At 35.9% G+C, this 26,814-nt stretch carries 21 protein-coding genes; 4 read left to right on the top strand and 17 right to left on the bottom strand.

Features of this window, described 5'->3' with window-relative positions:
• Positions 1–308: 308 nt before the first annotated feature.
• From ACFINF_RS02010 to tpiA, 6 genes are all read right to left on the bottom strand, one after another.
• Positions 309–716: a TM2 domain-containing protein gene (locus tag ACFINF_RS02010; RefSeq protein ID WP_375619446.1), complete on the bottom strand. Its 408-nt coding sequence runs from the start codon at positions 714–716 to the stop codon at positions 309–311.
• A gap of 111 nt (positions 717–827) precedes the next feature.
• Positions 828–2,099: a phosphopyruvate hydratase gene (gene eno / locus ACFINF_RS02005; protein WP_375619445.1), complete on the bottom strand. Its 1,272-nt coding sequence runs from the start codon at positions 2,097–2,099 to the stop codon at positions 828–830.
• Positions 2,100–2,170: 71 nt separating this feature from the next.
• The gene (kdsA, locus tag ACFINF_RS02000; protein WP_375619444.1) at positions 2,171–3,007 is read right to left on the bottom strand and encodes a 3-deoxy-8-phosphooctulonate synthase; all 837 of its coding nucleotides are present in this window, start codon (positions 3,005–3,007) and stop codon (positions 2,171–2,173) included.
• Positions 3,008–3,043: 36 nt separating this feature from the next.
• Positions 3,044–4,672 carry a CTP synthase gene (locus ACFINF_RS01995; protein ID WP_375619443.1) on the bottom strand — a complete coding sequence of 543 codons (1,629 nt, stop codon included), beginning with the start codon at positions 4,670–4,672 and terminating at the stop codon, positions 3,044–3,046.
• A gap of 128 nt (positions 4,673–4,800) precedes the next feature.
• Positions 4,801–5,253, bottom strand: a complete 453-nt coding sequence (secG, locus tag ACFINF_RS01990; RefSeq protein WP_375619442.1) for a preprotein translocase subunit SecG — start codon at positions 5,251–5,253, stop codon at positions 4,801–4,803.
• Positions 5,254–5,335: 82 nt separating this feature from the next.
• Positions 5,336–6,100: a triose-phosphate isomerase gene (gene tpiA / locus ACFINF_RS01985; protein WP_375619441.1), complete on the bottom strand. Its 765-nt coding sequence runs from the start codon at positions 6,098–6,100 to the stop codon at positions 5,336–5,338.
• A gap of 165 nt (positions 6,101–6,265) precedes the next feature.
• Here tpiA and ACFINF_RS01980 point away from each other — a divergent pair, with 165 nt between their 5' ends.
• The gene (locus tag ACFINF_RS01980) at positions 6,266–8,155 is read left to right on the top strand and encodes a peptidyl-prolyl cis-trans isomerase (protein ID WP_375619440.1); all 1,890 of its coding nucleotides are present in this window, start codon (positions 6,266–6,268) and stop codon (positions 8,153–8,155) included.
• Positions 8,156–8,820: 665 nt separating this feature from the next.
• Here the strand turns inward: ACFINF_RS01980 and ACFINF_RS01975 are convergent.
• The 9 genes from ACFINF_RS01975 to tatA all read right to left on the bottom strand — a co-directional run bounded on the left by ACFINF_RS01975 (position 8,821) and on the right by tatA (position 17,556).
• Positions 8,821–9,681 carry a phytoene/squalene synthase family protein gene (locus ACFINF_RS01975; RefSeq protein WP_375619439.1) on the bottom strand — a complete coding sequence of 287 codons (861 nt, stop codon included), beginning with the start codon at positions 9,679–9,681 and terminating at the stop codon, positions 8,821–8,823.
• Positions 9,682–10,555: 874 nt separating this feature from the next.
• Positions 10,556–10,942: an Mth938-like domain-containing protein gene (locus ACFINF_RS01970; RefSeq protein ID WP_375619438.1), complete on the bottom strand. Its 387-nt coding sequence runs from the start codon at positions 10,940–10,942 to the stop codon at positions 10,556–10,558.
• 442 nt (positions 10,943–11,384) lie between these two features.
• Entirely contained in the window at positions 11,385–11,837 is a 453-nt protein-coding gene (gene yajC / locus ACFINF_RS01965; protein WP_375619437.1) for a preprotein translocase subunit YajC, read from the bottom strand.
• A 690-nt stretch (positions 11,838–12,527) separates the two neighbouring features.
• On the bottom strand, positions 12,528–13,709 hold the full coding sequence (locus tag ACFINF_RS01960; RefSeq protein ID WP_375619436.1) for a peptidoglycan DD-metalloendopeptidase family protein: 1,182 nt from the start codon (positions 13,707–13,709) through the stop codon (positions 12,528–12,530).
• A 155-nt stretch (positions 13,710–13,864) separates the two neighbouring features.
• Positions 13,865–14,524 (bottom strand): protein-L-isoaspartate(D-aspartate) O-methyltransferase, encoded by a 660-nt coding sequence (locus ACFINF_RS01955; protein WP_375619473.1) that lies wholly within the window; start codon positions 14,522–14,524, stop codon positions 13,865–13,867.
• Between the two features lie 133 nt (positions 14,525–14,657).
• Positions 14,658–15,935: a serine--tRNA ligase gene (serS, locus tag ACFINF_RS01950; protein ID WP_375619435.1), complete on the bottom strand. Its 1,278-nt coding sequence runs from the start codon at positions 15,933–15,935 to the stop codon at positions 14,658–14,660.
• 61 nt (positions 15,936–15,996) lie between these two features.
• On the bottom strand, positions 15,997–16,779 hold the full coding sequence (gene tatC / locus ACFINF_RS01945) for a twin-arginine translocase subunit TatC (protein WP_375619434.1): 783 nt from the start codon (positions 16,777–16,779) through the stop codon (positions 15,997–15,999).
• Positions 16,776–17,180 (bottom strand): twin-arginine translocase subunit TatB, encoded by a 405-nt coding sequence (locus ACFINF_RS01940; protein ID WP_375619433.1) that lies wholly within the window; start codon positions 17,178–17,180, stop codon positions 16,776–16,778. The genes tatC and ACFINF_RS01940 overlap by 4 nt, the downstream gene beginning before the upstream one ends.
• A 55-nt stretch (positions 17,181–17,235) precedes the next feature.
• Positions 17,236–17,556: a twin-arginine translocase TatA/TatE family subunit gene (gene tatA / locus ACFINF_RS01935; RefSeq protein WP_375619432.1), complete on the bottom strand. Its 321-nt coding sequence runs from the start codon at positions 17,554–17,556 to the stop codon at positions 17,236–17,238.
• A 1,634-nt stretch (positions 17,557–19,190) separates the two neighbouring features.
• On the opposite strand from tatA, the gene ACFINF_RS01930 reads away from it, so the two are divergent.
• From ACFINF_RS01930 to pgsA, 3 genes are all read left to right on the top strand, one after another.
• Positions 19,191–20,054, top strand: a complete 864-nt coding sequence (locus ACFINF_RS01930) for a 23S rRNA (adenine(2030)-N(6))-methyltransferase RlmJ (protein ID WP_375619431.1) — start codon at positions 19,191–19,193, stop codon at positions 20,052–20,054.
• Positions 20,055–20,450: 396 nt separating this feature from the next.
• Positions 20,451–22,430, top strand: a complete 1,980-nt coding sequence (gene uvrC / locus ACFINF_RS01925) for an excinuclease ABC subunit UvrC (protein ID WP_375619430.1) — start codon at positions 20,451–20,453, stop codon at positions 22,428–22,430.
• Positions 22,431–22,502: 72 nt separating this feature from the next.
• Positions 22,503–23,084 carry a CDP-diacylglycerol--glycerol-3-phosphate 3-phosphatidyltransferase gene (pgsA, locus tag ACFINF_RS01920; protein WP_012754979.1) on the top strand — a complete coding sequence of 194 codons (582 nt, stop codon included), beginning with the start codon at positions 22,503–22,505 and terminating at the stop codon, positions 23,082–23,084.
• Between the two features lie 322 nt (positions 23,085–23,406).
• On the opposite strand, the gene ndk is transcribed toward pgsA, so the two are convergent.
• Both ndk and bafA read right to left on the bottom strand, forming a co-directional pair.
• Positions 23,407–23,829, bottom strand: coding sequence for a nucleoside-diphosphate kinase (ndk, locus tag ACFINF_RS01915; protein ID WP_375619429.1), 423 nt, complete (start codon positions 23,827–23,829; stop codon positions 23,407–23,409).
• 386 nt (positions 23,830–24,215) lie between these two features.
• On the bottom strand, positions 24,216–26,786 hold the full coding sequence (bafA, locus tag ACFINF_RS01910) for a BafA family autotransporter (protein WP_375619428.1): 2,571 nt from the start codon (positions 26,784–26,786) through the stop codon (positions 24,216–24,218).
• Between the last annotated feature and the right edge of the window lie 28 nt (positions 26,787–26,814).

Here is a 26,814-nt window from a genome sequence, read left to right as displayed (position 1 = left end):
CTCACGGTGTAAATAAAATTTGTAGCAGCCGTGATAAACGTGAAATTAAAATAGTTTTGATTCCCCCCCAATGAGCTAATGTTTTCTGCTGCTATAAGCAGCAATACAAAACACACCTTAGTGGATTTACACCGTTGTTTTACCCACATAAAATAGCACAGTCTTTTTCAATACTTTTATTCAACTGTGCATATTTCTCTTAATATCTCACATTAAAGAAATAGAGTACAACAATCTTGCATTATGCAGCTTACTATATTGATCAAAATAAAAAGTAAACTTAATTATTTTCTTTTTATTATAAATTTTTAAAAATCTGTAATCTGATTTCCATCTTTATCCGTAAATCTTCCACCAAGAATGAGTATAAAATCAACAATTGCCCAAATACCGGTAATTATCAATCCAAACAATGATAAAGATAGAATCAGCATTAAAGCACCAGTCCGAACTTTACCAACCATAAAGCGATGAACACCAAAGATACCTGAACACCAACAAAGGAGTGCGAACATTATCTTTGAATTCTCTGTACCTGGTCTCAACAATGGAAAAACAGAACTGACAACACCCCCCTCACAGACAAAATCAACAGTATAACCGATCCTTGGCGAATTCTTTCCCATCCAATCCCAAGTCGCAAACTGATAACGTTTACCATCATCACCCGAAACGAGATAAGTTCCTTGATCTTGACTAATAATTATACCTCTCATCTTAATCCCTATAAATTTAAACACTTAAAAATTATTGCGTATATGCCTTTGATAAGAAATCTCAATTTCATAGTCTAAATGATCTTATACTTTCATATTTTGCACTCACAACTATACACGATATAAATCACCAGCATAACGCGCTTGGGCTCCTAGCATTTCTTCAATACGAATAAGTTGATTGTATTTTGCTAATCTATCCGAACGTGCAAGAGAACCTGTTTTAATTTGTCCACAATTTGTTGCAACCGCAAGATCTGCAATAAAAGAATCCTCTGTTTCGCCTGAACGATGAGATATAATGGCACGATAACCTGCTTTATGTGCTACTTCTACAGCATCAAGTGTTTCACTCAATGTACCAATTTGATTAACTTTTATGAGAATAGAATTGCCTACCCCCATTTTGATGCCATCACGCAAACGTGCTGAATTCGTTACAAACAAATCATCGCCAACAAGCTGACATTTTCCTCCAATTGTGTCAGTGAGTAACTTCCAACCTTCCCAATCATCCTCTGCCATTCCATCTTCAATTGTAATAATAGGATAATTTTTCACAAGCTGCGCTAAATAATCTACCTGCTCTTGGATGTCACGGCATTTCCCCTCACCTTTATAAAAATACGAACCATTTTTATAAAATTCGGTTGAAGCACAGTCTAAACCAATGGCAATTTGTTCCCCTGGTTTGTAGCCACATGTTATAATAGATTCCATAATAAAATCAATTGCTTGATCAGCACTTTTAAATTGAGGTGCAAAACCACCTTCATCACCAACATTGGTATTATAACCCGCATCTTTTAAACGCTTTTTCAACGCATGGAAAATTTCAGCGCCATAACGGATAGCTTCTCTTACAGTAGGGGCTCCTATAGGAATAATCATAAACTCCTGAAAATCAATCAAATTATCAGCATGAACGCCGCCATTAATAATATTCATCATAGGGGTTGGAAGAATATGCGCTTGTGTACCACCAATATAACGATACAAAGGTAAATTTAATGAATCCGCAGCTGCTTTTGCAACAGCTAATGAAACACCAAGAAGTGCATTAGCACCAAGACGGGCTTTGTTTGGCGTTCCATCCAAAGCAATCATTGCTTGATCAATAGCGATTTGATTTGTTGCATCCCGCCCACCAAGTTCTTCAAGAATTTCGCCATTAACTGCAGCAATCGCTTTTTCAACACCTTTCCCTTGATAGCGCAAACCACCATCACGAAGCTCTATAGCCTCGTGTGCTCCTGTTGAAGCTCCCGATGGAACCAGAGCACGACCAAAAGCTCCATTCTCCAAATGAACATCAACTTCTACCGTTGGATTACCACGGCTATCAAGAACCTCACGTCCAATGATATCGACAATTATAGTCATATGTGTTTCCTTATCCAATAAAAGTCTCGATTCATTTCTAATGCCCTATTAATAAAATATTTTTTCTCTTCTTAATTCAACTTCTTTGACAAATAATCAAACTCCATTAAAGTCTCAAGCAATCTTTTTAAATTATCAACTTTAACCATGTTGGGTCCATCAGAAGGTGCATTATCTGGATCTTGATGCGTTTCTAAAAAAATACCTGCTACCCCAACAGAAACAGCCGCACGTGCTAAAACTTCAACAAATTGACGCTGTCCACCAGATGAAGCACCCTGTCCACCAGGTTCTTGAACTGAATGCGTTGCATCAAAAATAACAGGAGCACCAAATGAACGTAAAATAGGCAACGAACGCATATCAGAAATAAGTCGGTTGTAACCAAATGACGTGCCGCGCTCACAAAGCATAACATTCGGATTACCACTGTAAACAACCTTTTTTAAAACATTCTCCATGTCCCACGGCGCTAAAAACTGACCTTTTTTAATGTTAATAACACATTCTGTTTTGGCGGCTGCTACCAAAAGATCTGTTTGACGACATAAAAAAGCCGGTATTTGTAAAATATCAACCGTAGAAGAAACAATTGTACATTGCTCTTCTGTATGCACATCAGTTAATATGGGACAATCAAACTCCTTTTTTAAATCAGAAAAAACAGCCATTGCTTTTTCAAGACCAATACCACGTGCCGCCCCTAAAGAAGTTCGGTTAGCTTTATCGTAACTCGACTTATAAACAAACCCGATACCAAGCTGATCGGTAATTGTTTTAATACGACCAGCCATTTCAAAAGCATGATCGCGACTTTCCATCTGACACGGCCCTGCAATTAATGAAAGAGGCATTTCATTTGAAAAAATAATATTTCCAACTTTCACACGGGCATTTGGTTTAGTCATTTTATCCCTCAAAAGCAAAGTAACCCAATTTATGCATTAAACCAATCGACTTTGTTCTACAGCGGCTTCAATAAAAGAAGAAAAAAGCGGATGTGGATCAAAAGGACGGGATTTTAATTCTGGATGATATTGAACACCAATAAACCATGGATGATCTGCATATTCTATAGTTTCTGGTAAAATACCATCAGGAGACATCCCAGAAAAAATCAAACCACACTGTTCTAACTTATCCTTATAATCAATATTGACTTCATAACGATGACGATGTCGCTCGACAATCTTGGTCATCCCATAAATTTGAGCAATATGACTCTCTTCTTTTAATTCAGCAGCAAAAGCACCAAGACGCATTGATCCGCCGAGATCACCATTTCTTGTACGTTTTTCAAGAACGTCTCCTTTAAGCCATTCTGTCATTAAACCTACAATTGGATTTTCTGTTTCGCAAAACTCACTTGATGAAGCATTCTTAATTTGTGCAATATTGCGCGCAGCTTCTATACAAGCTAATTGCATCCCAAAACAAATCCCTAAAAATGGAACTTTACGCTCTCGTGCAAATTGAATTGCTCGAATCTTTCCTTCTGCCCCTCGTGCCCCAAAAGCACCTGGAACCAAAATTCCATGGGCTTTTTGTAAAGCTGAAACAGAATCTTCTTTTTCAAAAAGTTCTGAATCAATCCACTCAATATTAACTTTTACTTTATTCGCTAAACCACCATGCGCAATCGCTTCAATAAGAGATTTATAAGCATCCTTTAAACCCGTATATTTTCCTACAACAGCAATCGTAACTTCTCCTTCAGGATGGTGAATACGATACGTAATATCTTCCCAACGATCCATCTGAGGGGAAGGTGCCGAATCGATTCCAAAAGCGCAAAGAACTTCAGAGTCCAAACCCTCCTTATGATATGCCATAGGAACATCATAAATTGTTGGCATATCTAATGCCTGAATGACTGCATTGGAGCGAACATTACAAAAAAGTGATAATTTGCACCGTTCTGTTTCTGGAATAGATCGATCTGCACGTACAAGCAAAATATCAGGAGAAATACCAATTGCTTGCAATTCTTTGACAGAATGTTGTGTTGGTTTCGTTTTTAATTCACCTGCCGAAGGTATATAAGGCATTAATGTGAGATGGACATAAATGACACTTTGTCTTGGTAGCTCATTGCGAAGCTGACGAATCGCTTCTAGAAAAGGCATTGCTTCAATATCACCAACCGTTCCACCTATCTCACACAAAACAAAATCAAACTCTTCATTTCCCATCGTAATGAATCTCTTAATTTCATCCGTCACATGAGGAATAACTTGGACTGTTGCCCCCAAATAATCACCACGCCGCTCTCGTTCAATGATATTGCGATAAATACGCCCTGTTGTGATATTATCTTGGCTATTTGCAGAACGCCCAGTAAAACGCTCATAATGACCAAGATCAAGATCCGTTTCTGCACCATCATCGGTCACAAATACTTCACCATGTTGATAAGGTGACATCGTACCTGGATCAACATTTAAATAAGGATCAAGTTTGCGAAGACGTACACGATAGCCACGAGCCTGTAATAACGCTGCTAACGCCGCCGCTGCGATGCCTTTTCCAAGGGAAGAAACCACACCACCAGTAATAAAAACATAACGTGCCATGGGCTTATGGTGATAAGCAATTTATAATGATTTTTCCAGCAAAAAATGCAAAAAGAAACAATTTTTCTTCTAAAATTAAAAAGGTGAAAAAATCACCTTTTTAATAAAGTCTATATTTTCTTAAAAAACTATTTTGTACTGTTATCCGGAACTGTATTTTCAAGAACCGGTGGAACTGGACTTTCTGCTTCAGGATTTGTGGACTGTTTCTGTTCCTGCGGAGAATTCGAATTGCCTCCTAGCTGTTCAAGAATAGAAGGGGAAGACTCACCATCTGATGATGGGACTGATTCTGAGCCTTTCTTGGTAGAATTCTGCTCTGAATTAACCGGTATACGCTTTAAAATATCAGAACTAGAATTTGATATATTACCCACCACGGTAAGCCCAATAGACACAACAAAAAAACAACAGGCTAAAATAGCAGTCAAACGTGTTAAAGGATTTCGAGATCCACGAGTTTTCATCAACCCTGAGCTATTACTCACACCTAGCCCACCACCTTCTGAAGGTTGGATTAATATAACACCAACCAAAGTAATCACAATCAACAAATGAATAACTATAAGTACTGTTTGCATAAATCCTGCTCTTCAAATAACTCTTTCATAGCTATTTACACATAAATAACACATAATCCAAGGGGAAACTCAAATTTCTCTACTATAGTTTACGACAAACATCGCAAATAGTTAAAAAATCAATCGCTTTTAAGCTTGCTCCACCTATCAAAGCACCATTAACATGAGAAATGCTTAAAAGCTCAAATGCATTGGATGGCTTTACGGACCCACCATAAAGCAGACGTATCTTATTGCCTTCATCACCAAAACGAGAACGCACCTTATCACGAATGAAATGATGTACTTTTGCAATATCTTCTGGAGTCGCTGTATTGCCGGTGCCTATCGCCCAAACAGGTTCATAAGCGATAATGGTATTCTCTGCTGTTGCATCATCTGGTAAAGATTCTTCAAGCTGCTGCGTGAGAATATCCAGCACTTTATTATTATTACGCTCCTTCAATGTTTCACCAATACACACAAGAGCCACAAGACCTGCTCGCCACGCAGCTTGCACTTTGGCACAAACAATCGCATCATTTTCCTGATACACTGTACGACGTTCTGAATGCCCAATAATGACATGACTTGCTCCTGCTTCTTTAAGCATAAAAGCTGAAATATCTCCAGTATAGGGACCATGATCATCAAAATGACAATTTTGTCCTCCCAAAAGGAGATTTTCACCATCCAGCATATCAGAAGCACGAGATAAAAGCGTTGCTGGAACGCAAATAAGCGCCTCAAAAAGATGACTGAGATCAGAGCTAACGCCTGTAGCAATAGCACGCAACTCTCCAAGTGATTCACTCGTTCCATTCATTTTCCAATTTCCAGCAAGAAAAGGCCGAGTATTTGGAGACATATTTTCACCTCAAGAGCTCTTAACAATACATTACAATACACTGTTTATCTGTAGTTACCAAATTATAACATGAAAGCAAGTCTTTAAAGCTTGCATCTTTCATCTCTTTATTGCAAATTCCATTACAGCTTTGATAATAATTCACATTAAAAATGGACTTGAACAATGCTTGACATCATAAGAAATGCTACAAATTCTTGGATTTCTAGAATTTTCCTTGCTATTTTACTCTTATGCTTCATTCTTCTATGGGGAATACCGCAATTACACAAAAAAAGTGAAAGAGATCTTATTACTTCTGGAAAGTCCACAGTAACTGTCGATGATTATCGTCTTGCACTTGCCGATCAAAGCGCTCGTTTAGCATATGCTGCTCATCTTGGACGAATGTTTACAGCAAATGAAATGCAGCAATACCAAATTCCTGCTTTTGTGTTTAATCAATTACAACAAAATGTATTGCTTGATGAACAAGTACGTAAAATGAAAATAAGTCTTTCAAAAGATACAATAGCTCATACGATTGGTTCTGATAAGATGTTCCAAGTAAATGGCACTTTTGATAAAAATTTGTTTTATAATTATCTTCAGAATTTACGTATTAGTGAAAGTGCTTTCCTTAATTATTACACCAAACAAGAAAAGCGTAACCAACTTATTTCAGCTTTACTCTCTGATATGAAAGCACCAAATCTCTTTTATAAAGCACTTGCTCTTTATCAAGGAGAAATGCGTATTGCTGATTATCTCGTTATTGATCTAAAAGAAAAGAAAACAATTGCTGATCCTGATTACGAAACATTACAAAAATGGTTTGAAACACATCAAAGTCAATTTCGTGCTCCAGAATACCGCACTGTCTCTTTGCTATCTATGGAACTTAATGATTTTGTAAAACCTAAAGATATCTCAACAGATGAGGCGAAAGCCTATTATACACAAAATGCTTCACGTTTTGTAACGCCTGAAAAGCGTACATTTGAAGAACTGCGATTCCCCTCACGCGAAGAAGCCGATAATGCAGCAAAAAAAATAGCTGATGGATTGAGTTTTGATGAACTGGTAAAAGCTGAAAAAAAGACTCTTAATGACATAAAAAAAGGGCCTCTCGCAGAAAATGAACTTCCTAATCATCTGACATCTGAAGTTTTTGAACTTCAACAAGGACAAGTCAGTCCTGTAATAAATGACTTACAGGGACCTGTTATCATTCGCGTCACGCATATTGAACCTTCAAGCTCTCTTCCTTTTGAAAGTGTCGAAGAAAATATTTGCCAAACACTTGCCAAAAATCGTGCTACTGATGATATCCGTAACAATTATGTAGCCATTGAAAATGCTCGTTTTGAGGGTGCTTCTCTCAAAGAGTTAGCTGACAAATACAAGTTATCTTTGCGCACAATTACCATTGATAAAACGGGAAAAACGCTTGAAGGTGCAATACTCACGGATTTACCTCAAAAAGATATTTTACTGAATGCCATCTATCAATCAAACGAAGGAGTCGATCTTGATCCTCTCTCTTTTCAAAATGGTGGATATCTCTGGTATAAGGTCGATAAAATTATTCCTGCCCGCGATAAGACACTTGAAGAGGCTAAGCTAGATGTTCTTTCTCAATGGAAAAATGAAGAAATCCAACGTCTTCTTGATGAAAAAGCCCAAAGTGCTCTCAAACAGCTCACGGAAGGAAAAAGTCTTGTTGCTCTTGCTCGTACTCTTGGTGTTACAAAACAAACAACACCAGCCCTCCGGCGTCAAGACTCATCTGAATCCCTTGGCGTTGAAGGGATTAAAGCATTATTTTCTGCTCCCAAAGGTCATTATGGCATCATAAAAGGTCCAGTTGCAACAAACCGTATCATTTATCAAATAAAGACTGTAAGCATGCCTAAAGATATCACGCCTCATACTCTTTCAACTGAGGTCCGCGCCAATATAGATACGATGATACGAGAAGATCTCAAGCTAGAAATACTACAGGTTGCCAATAAAGAACATCCTTTGGAAATTAATAGCACAAATTATAATCAGATCTTTAACGCTCTTCAATAAAAAGGTTGTGCATAATTTAAAGAACTTATTTGATAGAGTTTCCATCAGCTCTTCGTCCATAGTTGAAGAGGTAAGATAGGTTTCTTGTTTGCATATCTTAGGGTCAGCATTTGTATAATGATTAATTCTCTCGCAAATCAGTGCATGTATGGATTTGCGAGAAAATATTCAACGGAACGCAGAGTCGTTTTCGCAACGCCTTAAAAAATGTTATCCATCCAAAGGTTGTAAAAGTTGTCGCCCACTAAGCTATACCCATTAGCTATAAATGTCATCCCTATCGTCATTCATTTATAGCTCATCGTATTGCTACCCTTAATATTCATTCATAAGGAGCGTATTGCTTCTTCTTTAAATGATTTCATTTACACACCCAACTTATAATATACAAAAAACTATTTTTAAAATTCATTATAAATCAATATATTCATAAATCATAACAGTCATCAATTATGATTTTATACTTTCTCAAAAATAAGGGTTTTTTATAGTCCCATAGACTGCCAAGATAACTTCTCTCATAAAATTTCTTATTCTTTTGCGCTTATAACAACCAAAACATCAACATTTTTTATAACAAAAAATGGTTTGGAATCACAATAGCATCTTTTTTTATATGAGAAAATCAGTCTATACGTTACGCATTTCAACGTGGTAATATTCTTTTACAATATCTTTGGAAAATTGCCGCTTATTGCTGCTTTTGTTATCAACCAATAGCGATATATCAATGGCAACGTTGCACTCTCTTGAAAAATTACAGCACCTAGCTGTATAGCTTTTTGAAGAGAAGCCGGTACAATGACCAATGGAAGAAAAGCTGGCTTAAGAACTCTAGGTAAAGCACAAGAATACTCGTAAAATTGGGTATAATGATCGCGCGATAATGCTACCATAGCTTCAACAATACGACCCTTTTGTTGATCACTGAGACGGTGAGATTCCAAATCTTCCCTATTCACTCCTACAGCCTTTAATATATCAGTAGGTAAATAATATTGATATCGTGATTGCATGAATGATAAAAGACGTAATATACCGCTTAATCCTTGAGAAATCCCTCCATGTTCATAGATATCTGTAAACTCTTGTGCAGTATCAGGATCTAATATCTGACAAGAAAGCTGTAAAATTATGCTTGCTGTCTCACCACAATAATGCTCTAGATCATGAAGTGTTTCTATTGGATTGTGATAAAGATCTAAAATTTGTGCATTACAATAACGTAAAAAAGCTGCCTTAGGTAAATTAAAAAGAGTCATTGCTTTCAATAAATCACTCAAAATCGGATTATTTCCACTCGTTTGCATTTCACCATGAGCAATAGAATCATACCACCAACGTAACCGTATTTCTCCTATGAGTGGATCATGTACACTTTCGCGAATACGAGAAACTTCAGCGTTAAATACATAAAGAGCAGCCAATGCTTGGCGCTTTTTTTTAGGCGCAAATAAAACCGATATATAGCGATCACGATCTATGGTACGTAAAATATCAAGACAATAAGGAAGAGAGCCTATCATTCGAACCTATTAACGTCCCTTTTTTAGTAATGAAATTAATATCCTCTTTTTATTCATATTAAAAAATGAGGGATAAGCAAATACAGTTCAGAAAATAAGATTTTTAAATCTGTCTCTTAACTGTATTGTGAATTAAAATTTCTTTTCTAGTCACTTTTCGTTTTAGAAAGAAAAAAATTAAATAAATAACTTTTCTGATAAAACTTATCTTATCGGACTTCAAGTTTTCATTTACAGTAAAAAAACTAAAAACTAATCGTAACATGCATAGTGAAACTTAGAATAACAAACAACGCAAAATACTTTTTCACTGAATAGATGACAATGTTATTTTATAAAAAATGCACTGATCACAAAAAATTCATCAAATCATTGACATCCTCCCCATCCTAAAGGACAAAGATTCTTACCAATACCAATTTGTAAAAAATCCAATTGCTCTCGGTGAGTTTCTATTACTATCAACACATTTATTTATAATGATAATTCATTGTTTTATATGTTAAATTAGAATCCCAAATATCGTAGAATGCTTTCATTTCAAACCAATTCCATGTTGAATCAATCAAAACTATTCCCTTGCACGTCACAAGCGAGGCTGGCTTGTAGGTAAAAACTGTATAAGAAAAAATTAAAATGCCTCTTATGAACTGTCTCAAGTGCCAAGAGTTGATCACTCATGTGATTCATTGAACTACGAACAAGCTCTGCCCTGGATACTTGCTGCTGTATTTAAAAACACTTAATGTGTTAAGTTATGTATATTTTATTCCCCTTATATCAGCACTTTAAACAACGGTATTTTACGGCGCAGTAAAATAACCATACAAATCTTTCATACTAAACGAGAGCATTTGTTTTATTAAACAATACTCTAATCTACCGCAAATAATAATGCCGCAACAGCGCGATCTTCAGCCAATAAAACATTAAATGTACGCACCGCCGCTCCCGTACTCATTGTATCTGAGGAAATACGTTTTTCCCATAAAAGACCCCGTAACTCTTCAGGTAATCGCAATAATTCAATTCCAGTACCTATTAATAAAACTTCGATTTCAGAAGCTTCTTCTAAAATACGAGATATATCCTCTTGAGTGGGAATAGGCCCTGCCATGTCAATGCCATAAATACCTGATGGTACACAAATAATAGAACCTCTATGAGACATATCAGCAAAACGAAATCCACCATTTCCATAAGCATCAATAGGTGCGCGACTTGGAAAATGTGCTTCACGAATTTGAATTGCATCGAACATGAACAAGCACCCTTTATTTTTGAATAATCCAATTGTCTTTGCTACTTCTCACCATAAAAATTAAAGGAAGGCTGATATAAACATTGATATCTTAACCATAGCCTAGTATTGAAGTGGAAATTTTATATAACCCCCTAATCTTCTCATACAACAAGTATATGAAAATTTGATAATAAACCGCAATCAAATTGCTATACCTGCTTCAATAAATCTATCTTTTAAAAAGTTTTTTTCAGCTTATTTACTCGCAATTTTTTTTATAGAAACAATGATCTTGTTGCGCAATATTCTATAAATAAAGCAACTATTTTAATAATCTCAAGGAAACAAAAACTCCATTTTCTGTAGCCACTATAAAAGATACTTTTCCAATGAAATTGTCCTGATCTTGCCAAGCTTTTTATAAAAATGCTTAAAAAATGTAATAAACTGCCATTACACCTTAAGATTCATTTTCTTTTGATATAGCTTTTTTCTCTTTAGAGACACTCATATTTTCTTTCGTTGTCGTTTTAGATTTAGACTTTTGTGATGTTTTTGCTTTAGCATTAAGCTTTGATTTTTTTTCTGCAATCGGCTCACCTTTAACGCGCACATCAGCTAATGTTGAGCGAATAACACGAATATTCATACTCTCACCAATTTCAACCTCTAATTCACCACTCTCGTCGTGAACCTTCGTAACTTTGCCGATAATACCACCACCCGTTATAACTGTATCACCACGACGTACTGCATTAAGCATTTCTTGGCGTTTTTTCATTTGGGCACGCTGTGGACGAATGATAAAAAAATACATAATTGCAAAAATTAAAATGAGAGGGACTGCGCTAACAAATGAAATTCCACCGGAAACATCGCTTGCAACTTGAGCATAAGCGTTCGTAATAAACATTTTTATCTCCTATAGTTAAACTTCAGGTATTTCCCACTCTATTAAAATAAAATTCCGATTCAGAAAAAAATTCTTAAAGAATTTATCATAAAAAGCAATAACTACATAATCTAATCACAGCTTTACAAAAATGCAATAAATCCTTAAGAGACAGGATACCAAAATACAATGAGAAAAATCTTAAAAAATAGATTCATTTTCCCCTATTATATATCCTACAATATAAATCTTTTCACTAACTCAATAAATGATACAAGATAATTTTTCTAATGAAAAAACTTTAATTTATATAGATAATTTATCGTTTTGATATCGAATAACAGATCTAAGTACAGTCAAATGCTCCCATTTCAAACCCTCTGAATTAATCAAAACGATTTTCTTGCACGTCATACATATGAATGAAATGAGCCTGTAGATAAAAACCTTTTAAGAAAGGCGTGAAATATCTTTTTTCATGCTTCTCTCAAATGCAAGAGCCGTTGGAACACTGAAAGCTGACAAATAAGTATGATACTATTGTTTTACACTTTCATAAACACAAAGATAGTAATATCTAACGATCCCAACGAACTACTCTCCTTAAACCAATGATTTTTTGCTGAGTGTTATTGATTTAAGAAAATCAATTGTTTTTCATGAAGTTTCTATAAACTGTAAGACTATTCAAATTTAAAAGTCATCAATAAATTAGTTTTCTAAATATTTAAGGGGATCAACAGGTAATGAATTCTTACGCATCTCAAAATATACACGTGGCGTTTTAACATTTCCTGAAACACCAGATTTAGCAATCTCATCACCGCGTCTTACCCTTTGTCCTTTGTTAACAACAAGCTTACTGTTACATCCATAAATAGTGATAATATTATTTTCATGTCGAATCATCACAACATTACCAAGCTCTTTTAGTCCATCTCCCGCATAAATAACCACACCATTTTCTGCCGCCTTTACCGAAGACCCTTCAGGCACTGCAATATCTATTCCTCGATTCATTACTGTTCCCTTTTTTTGACCGAACTGGCTTAATAAACGCCCTCGTACTGGCCAACGCATCTTAGAAATTCCTGTGGCTTGCGGAGTCGTCATATTATCTGTATTCGTAACAGTACTTGACAAACCAGCCTCATGTTTCAATTGCGTCATCTGTTTAGAAAAATTTTTCTCAGAACTTGATTTGTTCATCTTTGCAGAGGGTGGCGTTGTTACAGGAGCTTTATATATAGGAGAGGACTTCTTGTTTTTTATAGAGGACATCACTTGAGACTGGGATGCAGATTCTGTTGTTGACACTGCCCAATCGTTATTATTGTGTGCATTTGAAGCTGCTAATGTACGCCTGCTTGGAACAACAAGTACCTGACCGATATAAATGGAATTGCTGTTTATACCATTTGCTAATTTTAATGCCTCAACACTAACCCCTACTTGTCGTGCAATACTGAGCAGTGTATCTCCACTCTGAACAATATAAGAATTCCGCCGAAAAATAGGAGATTTATCCATTTGTGAACGAGAAAGTGTTCCAAGATTACGTGGAGGGGCGCCCATAACGCGACCATCAGAAGAAGTTATCCTACCTTGATGTGGAAAATTATAGGGGGAATTGTCATCTCCCCACGAATCATCGCTTGATTCCACAGGTGGCAATTCAGTGCTTTGTATCATACCACTACCGTATGATAGCATTCGCGGATCTGTATACATAGTGCTTGATATATTTGATTGAGATGATACCGTACGATGAGAGACAATGTTGGAAAAACGCTGTGTACCAGAACTACAACCAGCAACAATAGTTACCACCGCTAACAAAGTTATTCTCTGAGAATTATGCTGGAAAATATTATCCAAAGCTTTTAGACACATCGTTTTGCTCACTCATCAATAATCAACTCACTCCATTAAAGCTTTTTTAAATTACCGAAGAGTTAAAATGAGATGTTTTATTCATAAATATCTTTATATAAGATCAAAATGAATTTAACGTAGACAATTTGCAGAAATTTCTTAGCTTTTAAAAATTAAAGTATTTCTGCAATGCCTTTAATAAAAGGTTGGTAACGCACTTGGAACAGTTCTAAACACTCAAATCGACTACCAATTTTTGTATAGCGCGTCACCGTTTGTACCCCTTCGTCAGGTCCTATCGCCTGAATGAGAATTCCATTTTCAGCTAAAAGTTCTAAAAATTCCTTTGGTTCATCAAAACGTGATGGCCAAATAAGAATGCGATCAAACGATCCCAAGCCCGTCACACTATGACTTCCATCAATCTGCCGTATAACAATATTTTCAATTCCTAAAGTTTGAAATTTTTGGCATGCTAAATCAACAAGCGTTTTATAACGATCAATCGTTGTCACACGGTCACTCAGACATGCCATAAGAGCAGTACAAAAACCAGATCCTGTACCAATTTCTAAGACACGATGCCTTTTTTTCAACGATAATGCCGAAAGAATTAAGAGTTGTTCTTCCAAGCGTTCCATATATTCACCACACTCAAGGGGAATAACTTTATTATCGTAAGCGCTATTAAACCAAGGAGCAGAAACAAACTGTTGACGCGGAATTTTCTCTAATGCCGAAAAAAATCGCACATCATCAATGCCTTTGCTACGCATTTTCAGTACAAGAGCGGCTAACTCTTCACGAAATTGTAAAATACCCTTTTGCCCCATAGTATCATTCAATCTCCAATGGAGCTGCACTTTTATCATACTGACAAACTGCTTCTTTTAAAATGGCAAAAACTTGCGTTTGCATATCATCACCTCTTGGCAATAAACGCATATTGTCTCTCCTTTCGTAAAATTAAGCAGTAATACAACGCATGCCTCCCATATAAGGTTGTAAAACATCTGGAACAATAATTGATCCATCAGCCTGTTGATAATTTTCAAGCACGGCAATAAGACAACGTCCAACAGCTGTACCAGAACCATTAAGACTATGAACAAAATGCAATTTTTTATCGCCTTCTTTACGATAACGCGCATTCATACGACGACCTTGGAAATCTCCACAAACTGAACAGCTAGAAATTTCACGATAACATTCTTGACCAGGAAGCCAAACCTCGATGTCATAGGTTTTACGCGCTGCAAACCCCATATCACCTGTAGAAAGCACCACTGTGCGAAAAGGCAAACCAAGTCGTTTTAATATATCTTCTGCACATTCCGTCATACGTTCTAATTCAATTAAAGACTGCTCTTCACTGGTAATCGAGACCATTTCAACTTTCCAAAATTGATGCTGACGCAACATACCGCGTGTATCACGACCGGCTGCTCCCGCCTCTGAACGAAAACAGGGAGATAAAGAAGAAAATCGCAGTGGTAAATCTGATATTTCAAGAATTTCATCGTTGACCAAATTGGTTAATGGCACTTCTGCTGTAGAAATAAGCCATCGACCATCTGTTGTACGAAAAAGGTCTTCAGCAAATTTCGGCAATTGTGCTGCTCCGTAAACAATCTCATCACGAACAAGAAAAGGTATTGAGACTTCTGTATAACCATGCTCATTGACATGCACATCAAGCATAAATTGGCCTAATGCTCGTTCTAGCCGTGCTAACGCCCCTGAAAGTATTGTAAAACGTGTTCCAGACAAACGACTAGCTCGTTCAAAATTCATCTGCTTGAGATCTTGACCAAGATCAAAATGTTCCTTTGGTGTAAAATTAAATGTTGGAGGTGTACCAAAATGTCGAATGACGACATTATCACTTTCATCTTTACCTTCTGGAACATCATCTAATGGAATATTTGGAAGTGCTGAAAGAATTTTTTCAAGACTCTCCGTCAGCTGTTTTTCTTCCGCTGTTGCAGAAGAAAGAAAGACTTTAATCTGTTCACCTTCAGCTCTAAAACTTTCAGCCATTTGCTGATCAGATACAGCTAAAGCCTGTCCTATTTCCTTTGAAACCACATTGCGACGCTCTTGCGCCAATTGCACCTTAGCAATATGCGACCGACGTGCAAGATCAAGTTGTATTAACCTCTCAGCTTGTGGCTCAAGACCTCTACTTACGAGTGCTTTATCTAATTTCTCAGGATTATCACGAATCCACTTAATATCAAGCATAAAAACTCCTTATTTATATTGTTTTTATTCATTTCTTATCTCATAAGATTATACATTTTTCTTAAGCGGATTTTCTTCTCTTTTCTATACTGTAAGCAATTAAAATTGAAATCTCGTAAAGTGCTATCGTTGGTAAAGCCACTGCAAACATCGTAAAAAAATCCGACGGCGTTATGATTGCCGCAATGATAAAAGAAAGTAAAATAGCCCATTTTCGTTTAGACGCCAAATCATGAGACGTTAAAAATCCAACTTTTGTTAAAAGACTGATGACAAGAGGTAATTGAAAAATCAAACCAAAAATTAGGATAAATGATGTCATAAAGCCCAAATAATCAGAAATACGCACTATAAATTCTATTTTTAAATGAACATCTGGAAGAAATTGTTGAGAAAGGCTAAACCATAGTATTATTGGCGCTAATAGACCATACACAAACGCTCCCCCAATACAAAATAAAATAGGCCCCCCAATGAGAAATGGTAAAAAAGCCATACGCTCATTTTTATAAAGCCCTGGTGCAATAAAACTATAAAACTGAAAAGCCGTATAGGGAAAAGATAAAATAATTCCCCCAAAAGCAGAAAGCTTCATCTTCGTTAAAAAAGTTTCCCATACTTGCGTTGATTGCAAACGAATACCCTCAGGATTACCCTCTGCTATTTTCATTGCCCACTGATATGGCCATAGTAAAAAATTTAAGATATAATCTTTAACAAGAAAACACATCATAAAAGCGATCATAAATGCAACCAAGGCAGCAATAATTCGCTGACGAAGTTCAATTAAATGTTCCAAAAGTGGTGCCATATGGGCATCAACCTCATCTTTCTTAACATTCATGACACATCTTCTTTATCTTTAGAAGCTATAGATCCTGTCATATCTTTATTGGTTACGTTGTGATCGCATTCCAAAATTTCTTTACCTTTTTCTGATTTATGGTGTGTTGCCTTAACATCCAAATTATCGTGGATATCTTCTAATGTATTTTGAATGGGATCAAAAGTCTCTGTCAACTTCTTGCTTGAATCGCTAATATCCGAACATGTTTTTTGCAAATCATCGAGCTCGATTTGTCTTATTGCATCATCAAACTGATGACGAAGTTCATTTGCCATTAAAAACATATAAGCTCTTACCTTTGCTATTGTCTTTAATATTTTAGGTAAATCTTTCGGTCCAACAACAATGATGAGAACAAGTAAGATTACGACAAACTCTGGTCCATCAATCCCAAACATCTCTTAATTCGACTTCCTCATCAAAAAATAACGCACAATGATGATTACGTTTTTGTTATTTGACACGCTGTTTTTTAGCAACAGATGTTTTGCTTCTTTTAGAAGCAGAAGAAGCCTTTCTGCGCGCTGTTACATGTTTTACCGATAACGGCTGAGATTGTTGAGATTGTTGAGATTCTACATCAATTATTTGGGAAGTAGTAGCCATTTCAACTTTATCCTCAATGCCGTCATCTTCTTCCTTCATATTTTTTTTGAAGGCTTTAATTCCCTTAGCAACATCGCCCATTAATTCAGAAATCTTACCGCGACCGAAAAGCACAAAGATAATCAGTAAAATTATAATTAAATGCGTTGGTGAAAAAATATTACCCATTACTCTCTCTAACTTTATGCTTTTAAATTTGATCTCATTTATTCATGCTTCCTCTGAAGAATGTATCAAATATAATATCTTAATTATATATTTTCTTCTTAACTTAAAAACAATCACACGCTTTTATTGCAAAAGAACTTTTTATCCTCTCATCCCTTCTTAGCGTATTATAACACAAACCATTCAAAAATGATAAACCGCTTCATACAAAATTCAAAAGGATTAAAAACTTTTCTAAAATAACTTCATCTGATCTCTTAGTTACCCATCTTCCTGTAAATACTATAGCTCATGTCTTTCCTTTTAAACAATGTTGTACCATTACAAACATTTCCTCCAAATTATCCGTTACTGATAAAAATCATACCATGCTGTAAAAAAATTTACGTATTCAATTAAAAAATTCAGAAAGAAAAATCTCTAAAAAACTTTCTTGACACATCATCAGTCTCTTCAAAAACTATCATCTTACGCATAAGATTTATTCTTTGCGTTGGTGGGAATTTTATCATCCATTATTCCATATACAATACGAAATATGAGCCATCATCGCATTCAATTAAATATCTGACGTGTAAATAAAAACTATTAGCGGAAAGCGTAAAAATGCACTTTATGAATCAGGTCAAGTGCTAAGAGGTATGGCAATACTGCTAAAAAATAAAAATGGTACCAGCTTGCGCCTTTATTCAGTAAAATATCTCCATATAACCAGCTCTTTAAACCGCTGCATATCATAACTATTACAAGTCTCCGGATTCTGGGCATGCATTCTCATAATATCATGTGCTTAACCTATCTCAGTATTGAAAACAGAATGGGCATTAATAGAAACTTACATTCAATCAAAAGCATGGAATCGAAGCATAATCCATGTAAAAGAACTTCTTATTCTAGTCTTTTTATAAGATTATCTCATAAATCAGCTAGATAATACAGTGTTAGAGATAGATAAACCTATTTACTTTAGTTAAAAATCCCTCATTTTATTGAGATCGCTTGCAGAGAACATATCACTTTTCAAAAGTTTTATTTTAGCATCATACACAATAACCTAGCCATTTAGCGTGTATAATATAAAGCTTGGGCTCCGCTTAAACCAATGAGATTCATCCACACTTTTACAAAAATCTATCACTATAATACCAGCACTTTATTGCTCTATCCATAATTTTACGCTCGCTAAAAAACTGATAAATGTAACAATGTTTTTATCAAGCATTTTAAATTCTTTAATCTTTAAACAAGTAAATTTATGAATGAATTTGAAAGATAACCTTAATTTTTTTAACAAACTTCACTAATATTCTCGTTAATTGCTTGTCTTTTATATTTTTCCTGAAAGAGTCCGTAATCATAAGAAACTTCTCTTACAACACAACTATCTCTATTGAAATGTTTGCCCTCTTCCTATCTATTTTTTATATAAAAAATTTAAAATCTTAACGATGAATCTCATAATATAAAAATAGCCCAGTGAATAAATACTCCCATGACATTAATATTTTTTCTGTAGGGTATTATTTGGGAGTGAGGGTATTATTTGATTTCTATAAGAGTATTTTTATGGATATCAATTCTAATATTCTATGCTAATAATCCGGTACAGTTATACATATGATAGAGTTTACTCCATGAATTATCGGCATATTTATCATGCTGGCAATTTTGCTGATGTTTTTAAACACATTATTGTCACTCGCATTGTAGAATATCTCAAACGCAAAGAAAAAGCTTTTCGCGTTATAGATACGCATGCTGGAATCGGTATTTATGACCTTTCTTCTTTAGAAGCACATAAAACAGGAGAGTGGCGCGAAGGTGTCCAACGGCTTTTTTCAACACCTATCCCAGAGGATTTAAGAGCACTCCTTCGTCCATGGTGTAATATCATTGATGCCCTCAATAAAGGGAAAAAAGAAATTGTATTTTATCCTGGATCTCCTGTTCTTATTCGTCAATTATTACGGAAACAAGATCGCCTCACCGCAATAGAATTGCACAACGAAGATTATCATATTTTAGCAAAAAACTTTGCAGGAGATTATCAGACAAAAGTTTTGCATTTAGATGGTTGGCTTTCTTTAAATTCTCATGTACCACCAAAAGAAAAACGTGGACTTATCCTTGTTGACCCTCCCTTTGAAAAAACTGGAGAATTTTCCCGCCTTATTGAGGGATTAACGAAAGCCTATCGTCGCTTTTCTGGAGGGATCTACGCTTTATGGTATCCTGTTAAATATGACAAAGAAATTGAAAGTTTTCTTCACGCGCTTTATCAAACAGGAATTCCTAAGATTCTACAGCTTGAAATGCGTATCCGAAAAAGTGTAAGTCCACCGACAATGAATGGAAGTGGTATGATTATTATTAACCCTCCCTACCTTTTGGAAGAAGAAATGAAAAAACTCAGCCCCTTTCTTATCAACCGTCTGGGACAAGATGAAAATGCCAAAATAACGCATAAGTGGCTTCAAAAAGAACATCTATTATGTTAGATCTTTCTCATATTTTTCCTAAATCAAATATCATGTTGTAAGATACAAAGGCATAAAATGATAAAGTTCTTTGATTTTTTAAATAATATCAATATATTATAATGATAAGCTAATAACGATCAGCGTGAATTAATTTTTTTCTTTTAGAAAGTCTATCTTCTTAATCATCATGAATTTCCTATTCCAATCATTTTAATGGATAAATTGGGCAAATTTATAAAGCTGTTTTAGAATAACAACTCTCATATTTTTTATGAAAAACCGGCTCTCTAAAATCGTACTATTATGCTATAAGCATATTATTTATAGAAAAAATTATAAAGATATAAATAATCATTATTTAATAAAAAAGAATATTTCATATATTAAACAAAAAACATATTCTTAATAAACGGAATGGTTCTGAAAAATAATATAAATTGTCCGAAAAATGAGCGGGAAAAGCTTTCTTTTCTCTCTAACATTACATGGAATAATGCCAATCAAAGTAATGAGAAATATCAATTCCAAGGTGTCAAATTCATACAAGAGTTTGTTAGACACCTTCCGCATAAGCCAGGGGTTTACCGGATGATTGGTAAAAATGGTGATATTCTCTATATTGGCAAAGCTCGTAATCTCAAAAAACGTGTTTCAAATTATACACGTGAACAAGGACACAATAATCGTATTACCCGCATGATTCGTGCAACATATCATATGGAATTTATCGTCACCCATACAGAAACAGAAGCACTCCTTTTAGAAGCCAATCTCATCAAAAGATTGCATCCACATTTTAATGTATTACTCCGTGATGATAAAAGTTTCCCTTATATTATGATTACAGATGATCATCGAGTGCCTGGACTTTACAAACATCGTGGTGCCCGAACACGAAAAGCTCACTATTTTGGTCCTTTTGCTTCTGCTGGTGCAGTGACACAAACAATTCATGTTTTACAACGCGCCTTCTTATTACGAACCTGTACTGATTCAGTTTTTGAAAACCGTACACGTCCCTGTTTGCTTTATCAAATTAAGCGATGTTCTGCACCTTGTACCCATGAAATTAGTGACAGTGATTATAAAGAACTTCTGAGGGGAGCAAAAGCGTTCCTTTCGGGAAAAGATCAATCTGTTAAAAACAATATGGTTCAAGCTATGCATAAAGCCGCAGAAAATCTTGATTTTGAACAAGCTGCTTCCTATCGTGACCGCTTATCAGCCCTTTCTCATATACAAAGCCATCAAGGTATTAATCCTCAAGCGATAAAAGAAGCGGATGTATTTGCAATTGCGCAAAAAGAAGGAATGACCTGTATTCAAGTGTTCTTTTTTCGCATGGGACAAAATTGGGGAAACCGTGCCTATTTTCCTAAAGCGGATCCCTCTTTTTCCCGTACTGAAATTTTAGCGAGTTTTCTTGCCCAATTTTACGATGATAAACCACTTCCCAAAAGCATCCTTTTATCTGAAGAAATTGAAGAAAAGACACTTCTTACAGAAGCATTGAGTCTCAAAGCAAATCACAAAGTGTCTCTCTCTTTACCCAAACAAGGTGAACGGAAAACTCTTGTTAATCATGCCTATCTCAATGCTCATGAAGCACTTGAACATAAGCTTTCTGAAACAGCTACTCATACAAAATTGCTTCAAGGTCTTGCTAAAACATTCCAACTACCTTTTCCTCCACGCCGAATAGAAGTCTATGACAATTCTCATATCATGGGAACAAATGCTGTAGGGGCTATGATTGTTGCTGGTCAAATGGGATTTGTTAAAAATCAATATCGCAAATTCAACATTCGCTCAATAGATATCACGCCTGGCGATGATTTTGGCATGATGAAAGAAGTGATTAAACGAAGATTTTCACGCCTTATAAAAGAGCATGATCAGCCCAATAGAAGTCATGACATAAAAGATAATGATCTTTTTCCCATTTGGCCTGATCTTATCTTAATCGATGGTGGTGAAGGACAAATCAATAGCGTACATGCAATACTTGCTGAATTACAGTTAAATGACCTCTTCACAGTTGTTGGAATCGCCAAAGGTGTTGACCGTCATGCGGGACGTGAACGATTTTTTATAAAAGGTATTCCCCCCTTTACACTTCCTCCACGTGATCCTATCCTCTATTTTTTGCAACGTCTGCGTGATGAAGCACACCGTTTTGCAATTGGAGCTCATAGGATAAAACGAAAAAAAGAAGCATTCAAAAACCCACTTGATGAAATCGAAAATATCGGTCCGACAAGAAAGCGTGCGTTGCTTCATCATTTTGGAAGTGCCAAGGCTATTGCTAGTGCTTCACTTGAAGATTTAAAAAAAGTTACGGGAATCTCTATGACAATTGCACAAAAAATTCATAACCATTTTCATGAAAAATAGGCTTGTTTCATAACCTTCGCCTTGTTAGGTTTAGGTAATATATTCTCTTTCACAAGAATTAAAAATGGCTCCATGAAAAATCATACTTTTTCTTTTCCAAATATTTTAACTTATGCACGAATTGTTGCAGTCCCAATGGTTGTTGCATGCTTTTTTTTAGAAGGGCGATTACAATCAAGTGATATCACTCGCTGGATTGCTGTGTCCATTTTTATCGTTGCATCCATTACTGACTTTCTTGACGGTTACCTTGCTCGTATTTGGGAACAAACATCCAATATTGGTCGCATGTTAGATCCCATTGCTGATAAACTTCTCGTCTCTGCTTGTCTGCTCTTGCTTGCCGCAGATAGTACCATCGCTGGGTGGACACTATGGGCAGCTATTATCATTCTTTGCAGAGAAATTCTTGTATCAGGATTACGTGAATATTTAGCTGAATTAAAAGTTAGTGTTCCTGTCTCTCGTCTTGCAAAATGGAAAACTTTTGTACAGATGATCGCTATTGTATTTCTTTTAGCTGGACCAGCCGGTAATAAAATTTTCCCTTACACAGTAGAGTTTGGCATTACTATGCTGTGGATTGCTGCCCTCCTTACATTGTGGACAGGATGGGATTATTTTCGTGCAGGTTTAAAACACGTCATCCTATGAATAGTATGGAGATTTATCTTTTTGTACTTAAATAAGAAATGAGGATAGCATAAGATTGATTCATTTTAAATCTATCAATGATAAATCAATAAAATACTTTTTTGCACATTACAAGTAAGGGGGCATGTAGATAAAAGCTCTTCAAAAAAAAGAGTAAATAGATTTTATATTCTCACAAAAACAGTTGCAATATTAAAAGCTGAAAAAACGATGAATGCTCCCTATGCTTTCAAAAAATTCTATAATCTTAAAAGCAAAAATCCGAAATATAGTGTTTCGGATTTTTGCTTCCTGTATACGCTTTATTATTATAAACGCTTTATTAACCAACAATTTCTACCTCAGAAAACCAAAAGGCGATTTCTGTTTTTGCCGTTTCAGCGCTATCGGATCCATGGACAGAATTTTCGCCAATCGATAAAGCATGAACCTTACGAATTGTCCCTTCTTCTGCATCACTAGGATTCGTAGCCCCCATTATTTCACGGTTTTTAGCAATTGCATTTTTGCCTTCCAAAACTTGTACAACGGTTGGACCAGAAGACATGAATTCAACCAATTCACTAAAAAAAGGGCGTTCTTTATGAACAGCATAAAAATTTTCAGCCTCACGTTTGCTCATCCAGACACGTTTAGACGCAATAACACGTAGCTCCGCATCCTCAAGCATTTTAGTAATTGCGCCAGTCAAATTACGACGGGTTGCATCTGGTTTAATCATCGAAAAAGTACGCTCTAAAGCCATTTAACCACCTTTATTTCATTTATAATATTCTCTAGCCATTTCTATAGCGAGCAAGGAGCCCTTTGCCAAGTGACACTGCAAAAATCTACACAAATTCTCAAAAATATAGAATAAATTATAACGAAAACTATAAAAATACCTGTAATTGCTCATCCTATCATAAAGATGCGCTACCGACTCTCAATGAATATTGAACCTTCTTGCATAATTTTAAAGGCCTCTCATCAAATTTATCATTGAAGCAATAAAGAAACATAAGAAAAAACATGCAAAATATATACCTTTTTGAAAGCATTCTTCTTTAAAGAGGATGAACCTAGATACTTCGATCTAGGTTTGAAAATCCTTCTACACACATTGAGATCAATCAAAAAATAACCATATAATTAAAAACTATAGCGTACACCTAAAATACCCTGAAGGGACTGTTTTGTTTTACGTCCTTTAACATAATGTGCCTCACCATATAACTTTAACTTCTCACTCACTAAACTGCTCAAACCGATTCCTAACTTACCTGCATTCCCTGATAAGTCAGTGGTAAATGAATGCCGTTGATTAATCAATGTATGGTTATTATCTTTATTCTCACGCAACCATGCTGCTGTAATGTACGCAAGTGATGAGGAAGCCATGCGAGAACCAAATTCATATCCTAAAGATATGCCAACCTCACTGCGTAATGAAGTGAATGGACGCATGTTACCTATCATGTCATTCGATAATTTGATTTCTTTACCCTCAACTTGCAACCATGTAAATTGTCCATAAGGCTGCAACCAACTGCTCTTTGACGTCTTAAGTCGATAACCTGCTTCAAAGGAAGTGCCCACCGCCCATTGCCTATAACTTCCCTCAATCCCTAAACCATTCGTTGAAACTGCCTTTAGAGTATTCTGATAATGATTATATTTTAAAATACCATCTAAATACCATCCACTATGATCCAAATAAGTGACATAAGCGCCAATGCCATAAGTATTGATACCGCTCATACCACCCCGTGCATGCCCAATGCGTGCGCGGTCATAACTGCCAAAACCACCTATATAAAATTCTCCGTTTTCCCACTCACTTAAACTATTGATCCCTAAAACAATACCTGTCTGATCCAACTTAAAATCTATATGCTCTGTAGCAATACTCTCTTTAGACTTGATCGCATAGGTCCATAAAGCTGCATTCTTGTTACTTTTATCTAGAATTCCTCTTCCCGCACGCACGGTTTGCATTTCATTGTGAAAAACCATCGCTGGAACCACAGACATAGACAATACCGCATCTGTAGAAGGAGTGGTTAAAAAGTGAGAAGCTGAAAGCGTCTCTCTCAATTGTGGAGAAGGCTGTTCTTTATGAACTGGACGCAAAATCATTTGATCGGATAAAGATGGTGAAGATTCTGAAACAATAGCCTGTTGCTTTCCATCAGAAAAATAAAGAGGACTTGCTGGAGGAGACTTCACATGAGTGCGATTTTCTTGAGAGGGAGATACCGAAACACTAGAGACATTCTGTCTTTCTCTTAAATGACGTGGAGGACGTGGCTTAGATTGCTCTTTTTTAGTAGGTTTACGAGGTCCGGTATTTTTTCCTCCAGAAGGAAAACTTTGATCTGATAATGCAACAGGGACCTTCGTTTTCTTGTTTACACACTGTGTTTCAGTATTCGAACGTGTCGTACCTTCAGAGGCTCTACTTAAATACCAAATTGCAGAATAACCACTAGAACTAGCACATCTTTCTCTCTTCAGCAATTGATACTGATAGGTTCCACCATCGACAGCTGTAATGTCCTTGCCCAAAAGATCTTCCAGAGTAAAAGAAGCTCCACCATCTTGGCTTCTATCGGTAACTAACGGAATCTCAGTACCCAAACTATTTTTTTGTGAAAAAAGACCTGTGATTTCACGACCAGAATCTGTAACGCTTATTTTATGATTACCTGCGCCGTAATCAATTGACAAGTAATCACTCAAATCTCCCGTAGCACTAATATTGAATCGAAAATGCAAACTTCCTGAAAGTCTCTCAACATGAAGTGAAATATGACGTCGATCATATGGAATAGAAGTAAAAATAACAGTTCCATCCTTCCCCCCTAAATCTTCAATTTCAATCTGAGGCTTTTCTCCTATATTCCGCTCACCAACCTCAAATATTGTTTCCTCAGGTCTTCCTTCTATAGGAATCTTTTTCTTAGTCGTATGATTTGTCCTATCACCAGCAAATAAATAAAGTTCTCCGTGATCATTGACCCTTACTTCTCCAACAACTTTCTGAATACCAGAGTGAAACCATGACCTAGCAGAATCCGTAATTGTTAAAGTATTCACAACCCCTTCAGGATATACAACTTGAATAGCATGATCTTTCAAATTAGTAGCATAAGATTCTCCTAACGCTAAGACGTGCTGTCTCCCATTCCCAGAGACCTCAGCATACATTGATTTTCCCCCCTCTTTTCTTTCTCCCGAGTAAAGATTTTGTTCTCCATCTTTTCCTACTTTCGTATTCCAACCCCATGCTCCATCATACACATTTTGCTGTCCCACTACTCCATCACTACCAGTAACTGTGGAATTATATGCACTACTTTTTCTCTCCACGCTTGTAAGATCAAGACCTTTTTCTTCATGAATAAACTGCTTACCACCAAGGATTTTAGCATCTATTGCATTTCCTCCACGCGTAACTATCTGCATCCCTCCTTTTTTAATAGAGGAACCCACAGAAGTTGCTCCATTTTCAACAATCTCAACACTGCCATCTCCAATTTTACTCTTACTACTGGGAAAACTATTTGTAATCAGTGCTGAACCTTTTGGTATCTCTGCTCCATTTCTTACATGTTCTACTATTGTTAGCTCTCCATTCCTGTTTTCAACTGCACTTGCAACTTGTACAAGACAACTACTGATCATTAATACTGAAAAACTTAACTTATGTTTATACTGCATTATCGACACTCCACTCTCAATTATTTAG

The organism is Bartonella sp. TS25HLJMH (genome assembly GCF_042193505.1).
In the GTDB taxonomy this organism is placed as follows: Bacteria; Pseudomonadota; Alphaproteobacteria; order Rhizobiales; family Rhizobiaceae; genus Bartonella; species Bartonella grahamii.
Note: the sequence above shows the minus strand (reverse complement) of the source record. Positions and strands in the feature narration are given on the sequence as shown.

Excerpts from the sequence above, each read along its gene's own strand:
- yajC (WP_375619437.1), bottom strand. The coding sequence starts at position 11,837 with ATGTTTATTACGAACGCTTATGCTCAAGTTGCAAGCGATGTTTCCGGT.
- ndk (WP_375619429.1), bottom strand. The coding sequence starts at position 23,829 with ATGGCTTTAGAGCGTACTTTTTCGATGATTAAACCAGATGCAACCCGT.
- eno (WP_375619445.1), bottom strand. The coding sequence starts at position 2,099 with ATGACTATAATTGTCGATATCATTGGACGTGAGGTTCTTGATAGCCGT.
- ACFINF_RS01940 (WP_375619433.1), bottom strand. The coding sequence starts at position 17,180 with ATGTTTGGGATTGATGGACCAGAGTTTGTCGTAATCTTACTTGTTCTC.
- ACFINF_RS01930 (WP_375619431.1), top strand. The coding sequence starts at position 19,191 with ATGAATTATCGGCATATTTATCATGCTGGCAATTTTGCTGATGTTTTT.
- ACFINF_RS01975 (WP_375619439.1), bottom strand. The coding sequence starts at position 9,681 with ATGATAGGCTCTCTTCCTTATTGTCTTGATATTTTACGTACCATAGAT.
- bafA (WP_375619428.1), bottom strand. The coding sequence starts at position 26,786 with ATGCAGTATAAACATAAGTTAAGTTTTTCAGTATTAATGATCAGTAGT.
- ACFINF_RS01995 (WP_375619443.1), bottom strand. The coding sequence starts at position 4,672 with ATGGCACGTTATGTTTTTATTACTGGTGGTGTGGTTTCTTCCCTTGGA.
- uvrC (WP_375619430.1), top strand. The coding sequence starts at position 20,451 with ATGGTTCTGAAAAATAATATAAATTGTCCGAAAAATGAGCGGGAAAAG.
- secG (WP_375619442.1), bottom strand. The coding sequence starts at position 5,253 with ATGCAAACAGTACTTATAGTTATTCATTTGTTGATTGTGATTACTTTG.
- tatC (WP_375619434.1), bottom strand. The coding sequence starts at position 16,779 with ATGAATGTTAAGAAAGATGAGGTTGATGCCCATATGGCACCACTTTTG.
- ACFINF_RS01955 (WP_375619473.1), bottom strand. The coding sequence starts at position 14,524 with ATGGGGCAAAAGGGTATTTTACAATTTCGTGAAGAGTTAGCCGCTCTT.
- pgsA (WP_012754979.1), top strand. The coding sequence starts at position 22,503 with ATGAAAAATCATACTTTTTCTTTTCCAAATATTTTAACTTATGCACGA.
- kdsA (WP_375619444.1), bottom strand. The coding sequence starts at position 3,007 with ATGACTAAACCAAATGCCCGTGTGAAAGTTGGAAATATTATTTTTTCA.
- ACFINF_RS01970 (WP_375619438.1), bottom strand. The coding sequence starts at position 10,942 with ATGTTCGATGCAATTCAAATTCGTGAAGCACATTTTCCAAGTCGCGCA.
- ACFINF_RS02010 (WP_375619446.1), bottom strand. The coding sequence starts at position 716 with ATGAGAGGTATAATTATTAGTCAAGATCAAGGAACTTATCTCGTTTCG.
- tpiA (WP_375619441.1), bottom strand. The coding sequence starts at position 6,100 with ATGTCTCCAAATACTCGGCCTTTTCTTGCTGGAAATTGGAAAATGAAT.
- ACFINF_RS01960 (WP_375619436.1), bottom strand. The coding sequence starts at position 13,709 with ATGTGTCTAAAAGCTTTGGATAATATTTTCCAGCATAATTCTCAGAGA.
- serS (WP_375619435.1), bottom strand. The coding sequence starts at position 15,935 with ATGCTTGATATTAAGTGGATTCGTGATAATCCTGAGAAATTAGATAAA.
- tatA (WP_375619432.1), bottom strand. The coding sequence starts at position 17,556 with ATGGGTAATATTTTTTCACCAACGCATTTAATTATAATTTTACTGATT.
- ACFINF_RS01980 (WP_375619440.1), top strand. The coding sequence starts at position 6,266 with ATGCTTGACATCATAAGAAATGCTACAAATTCTTGGATTTCTAGAATT.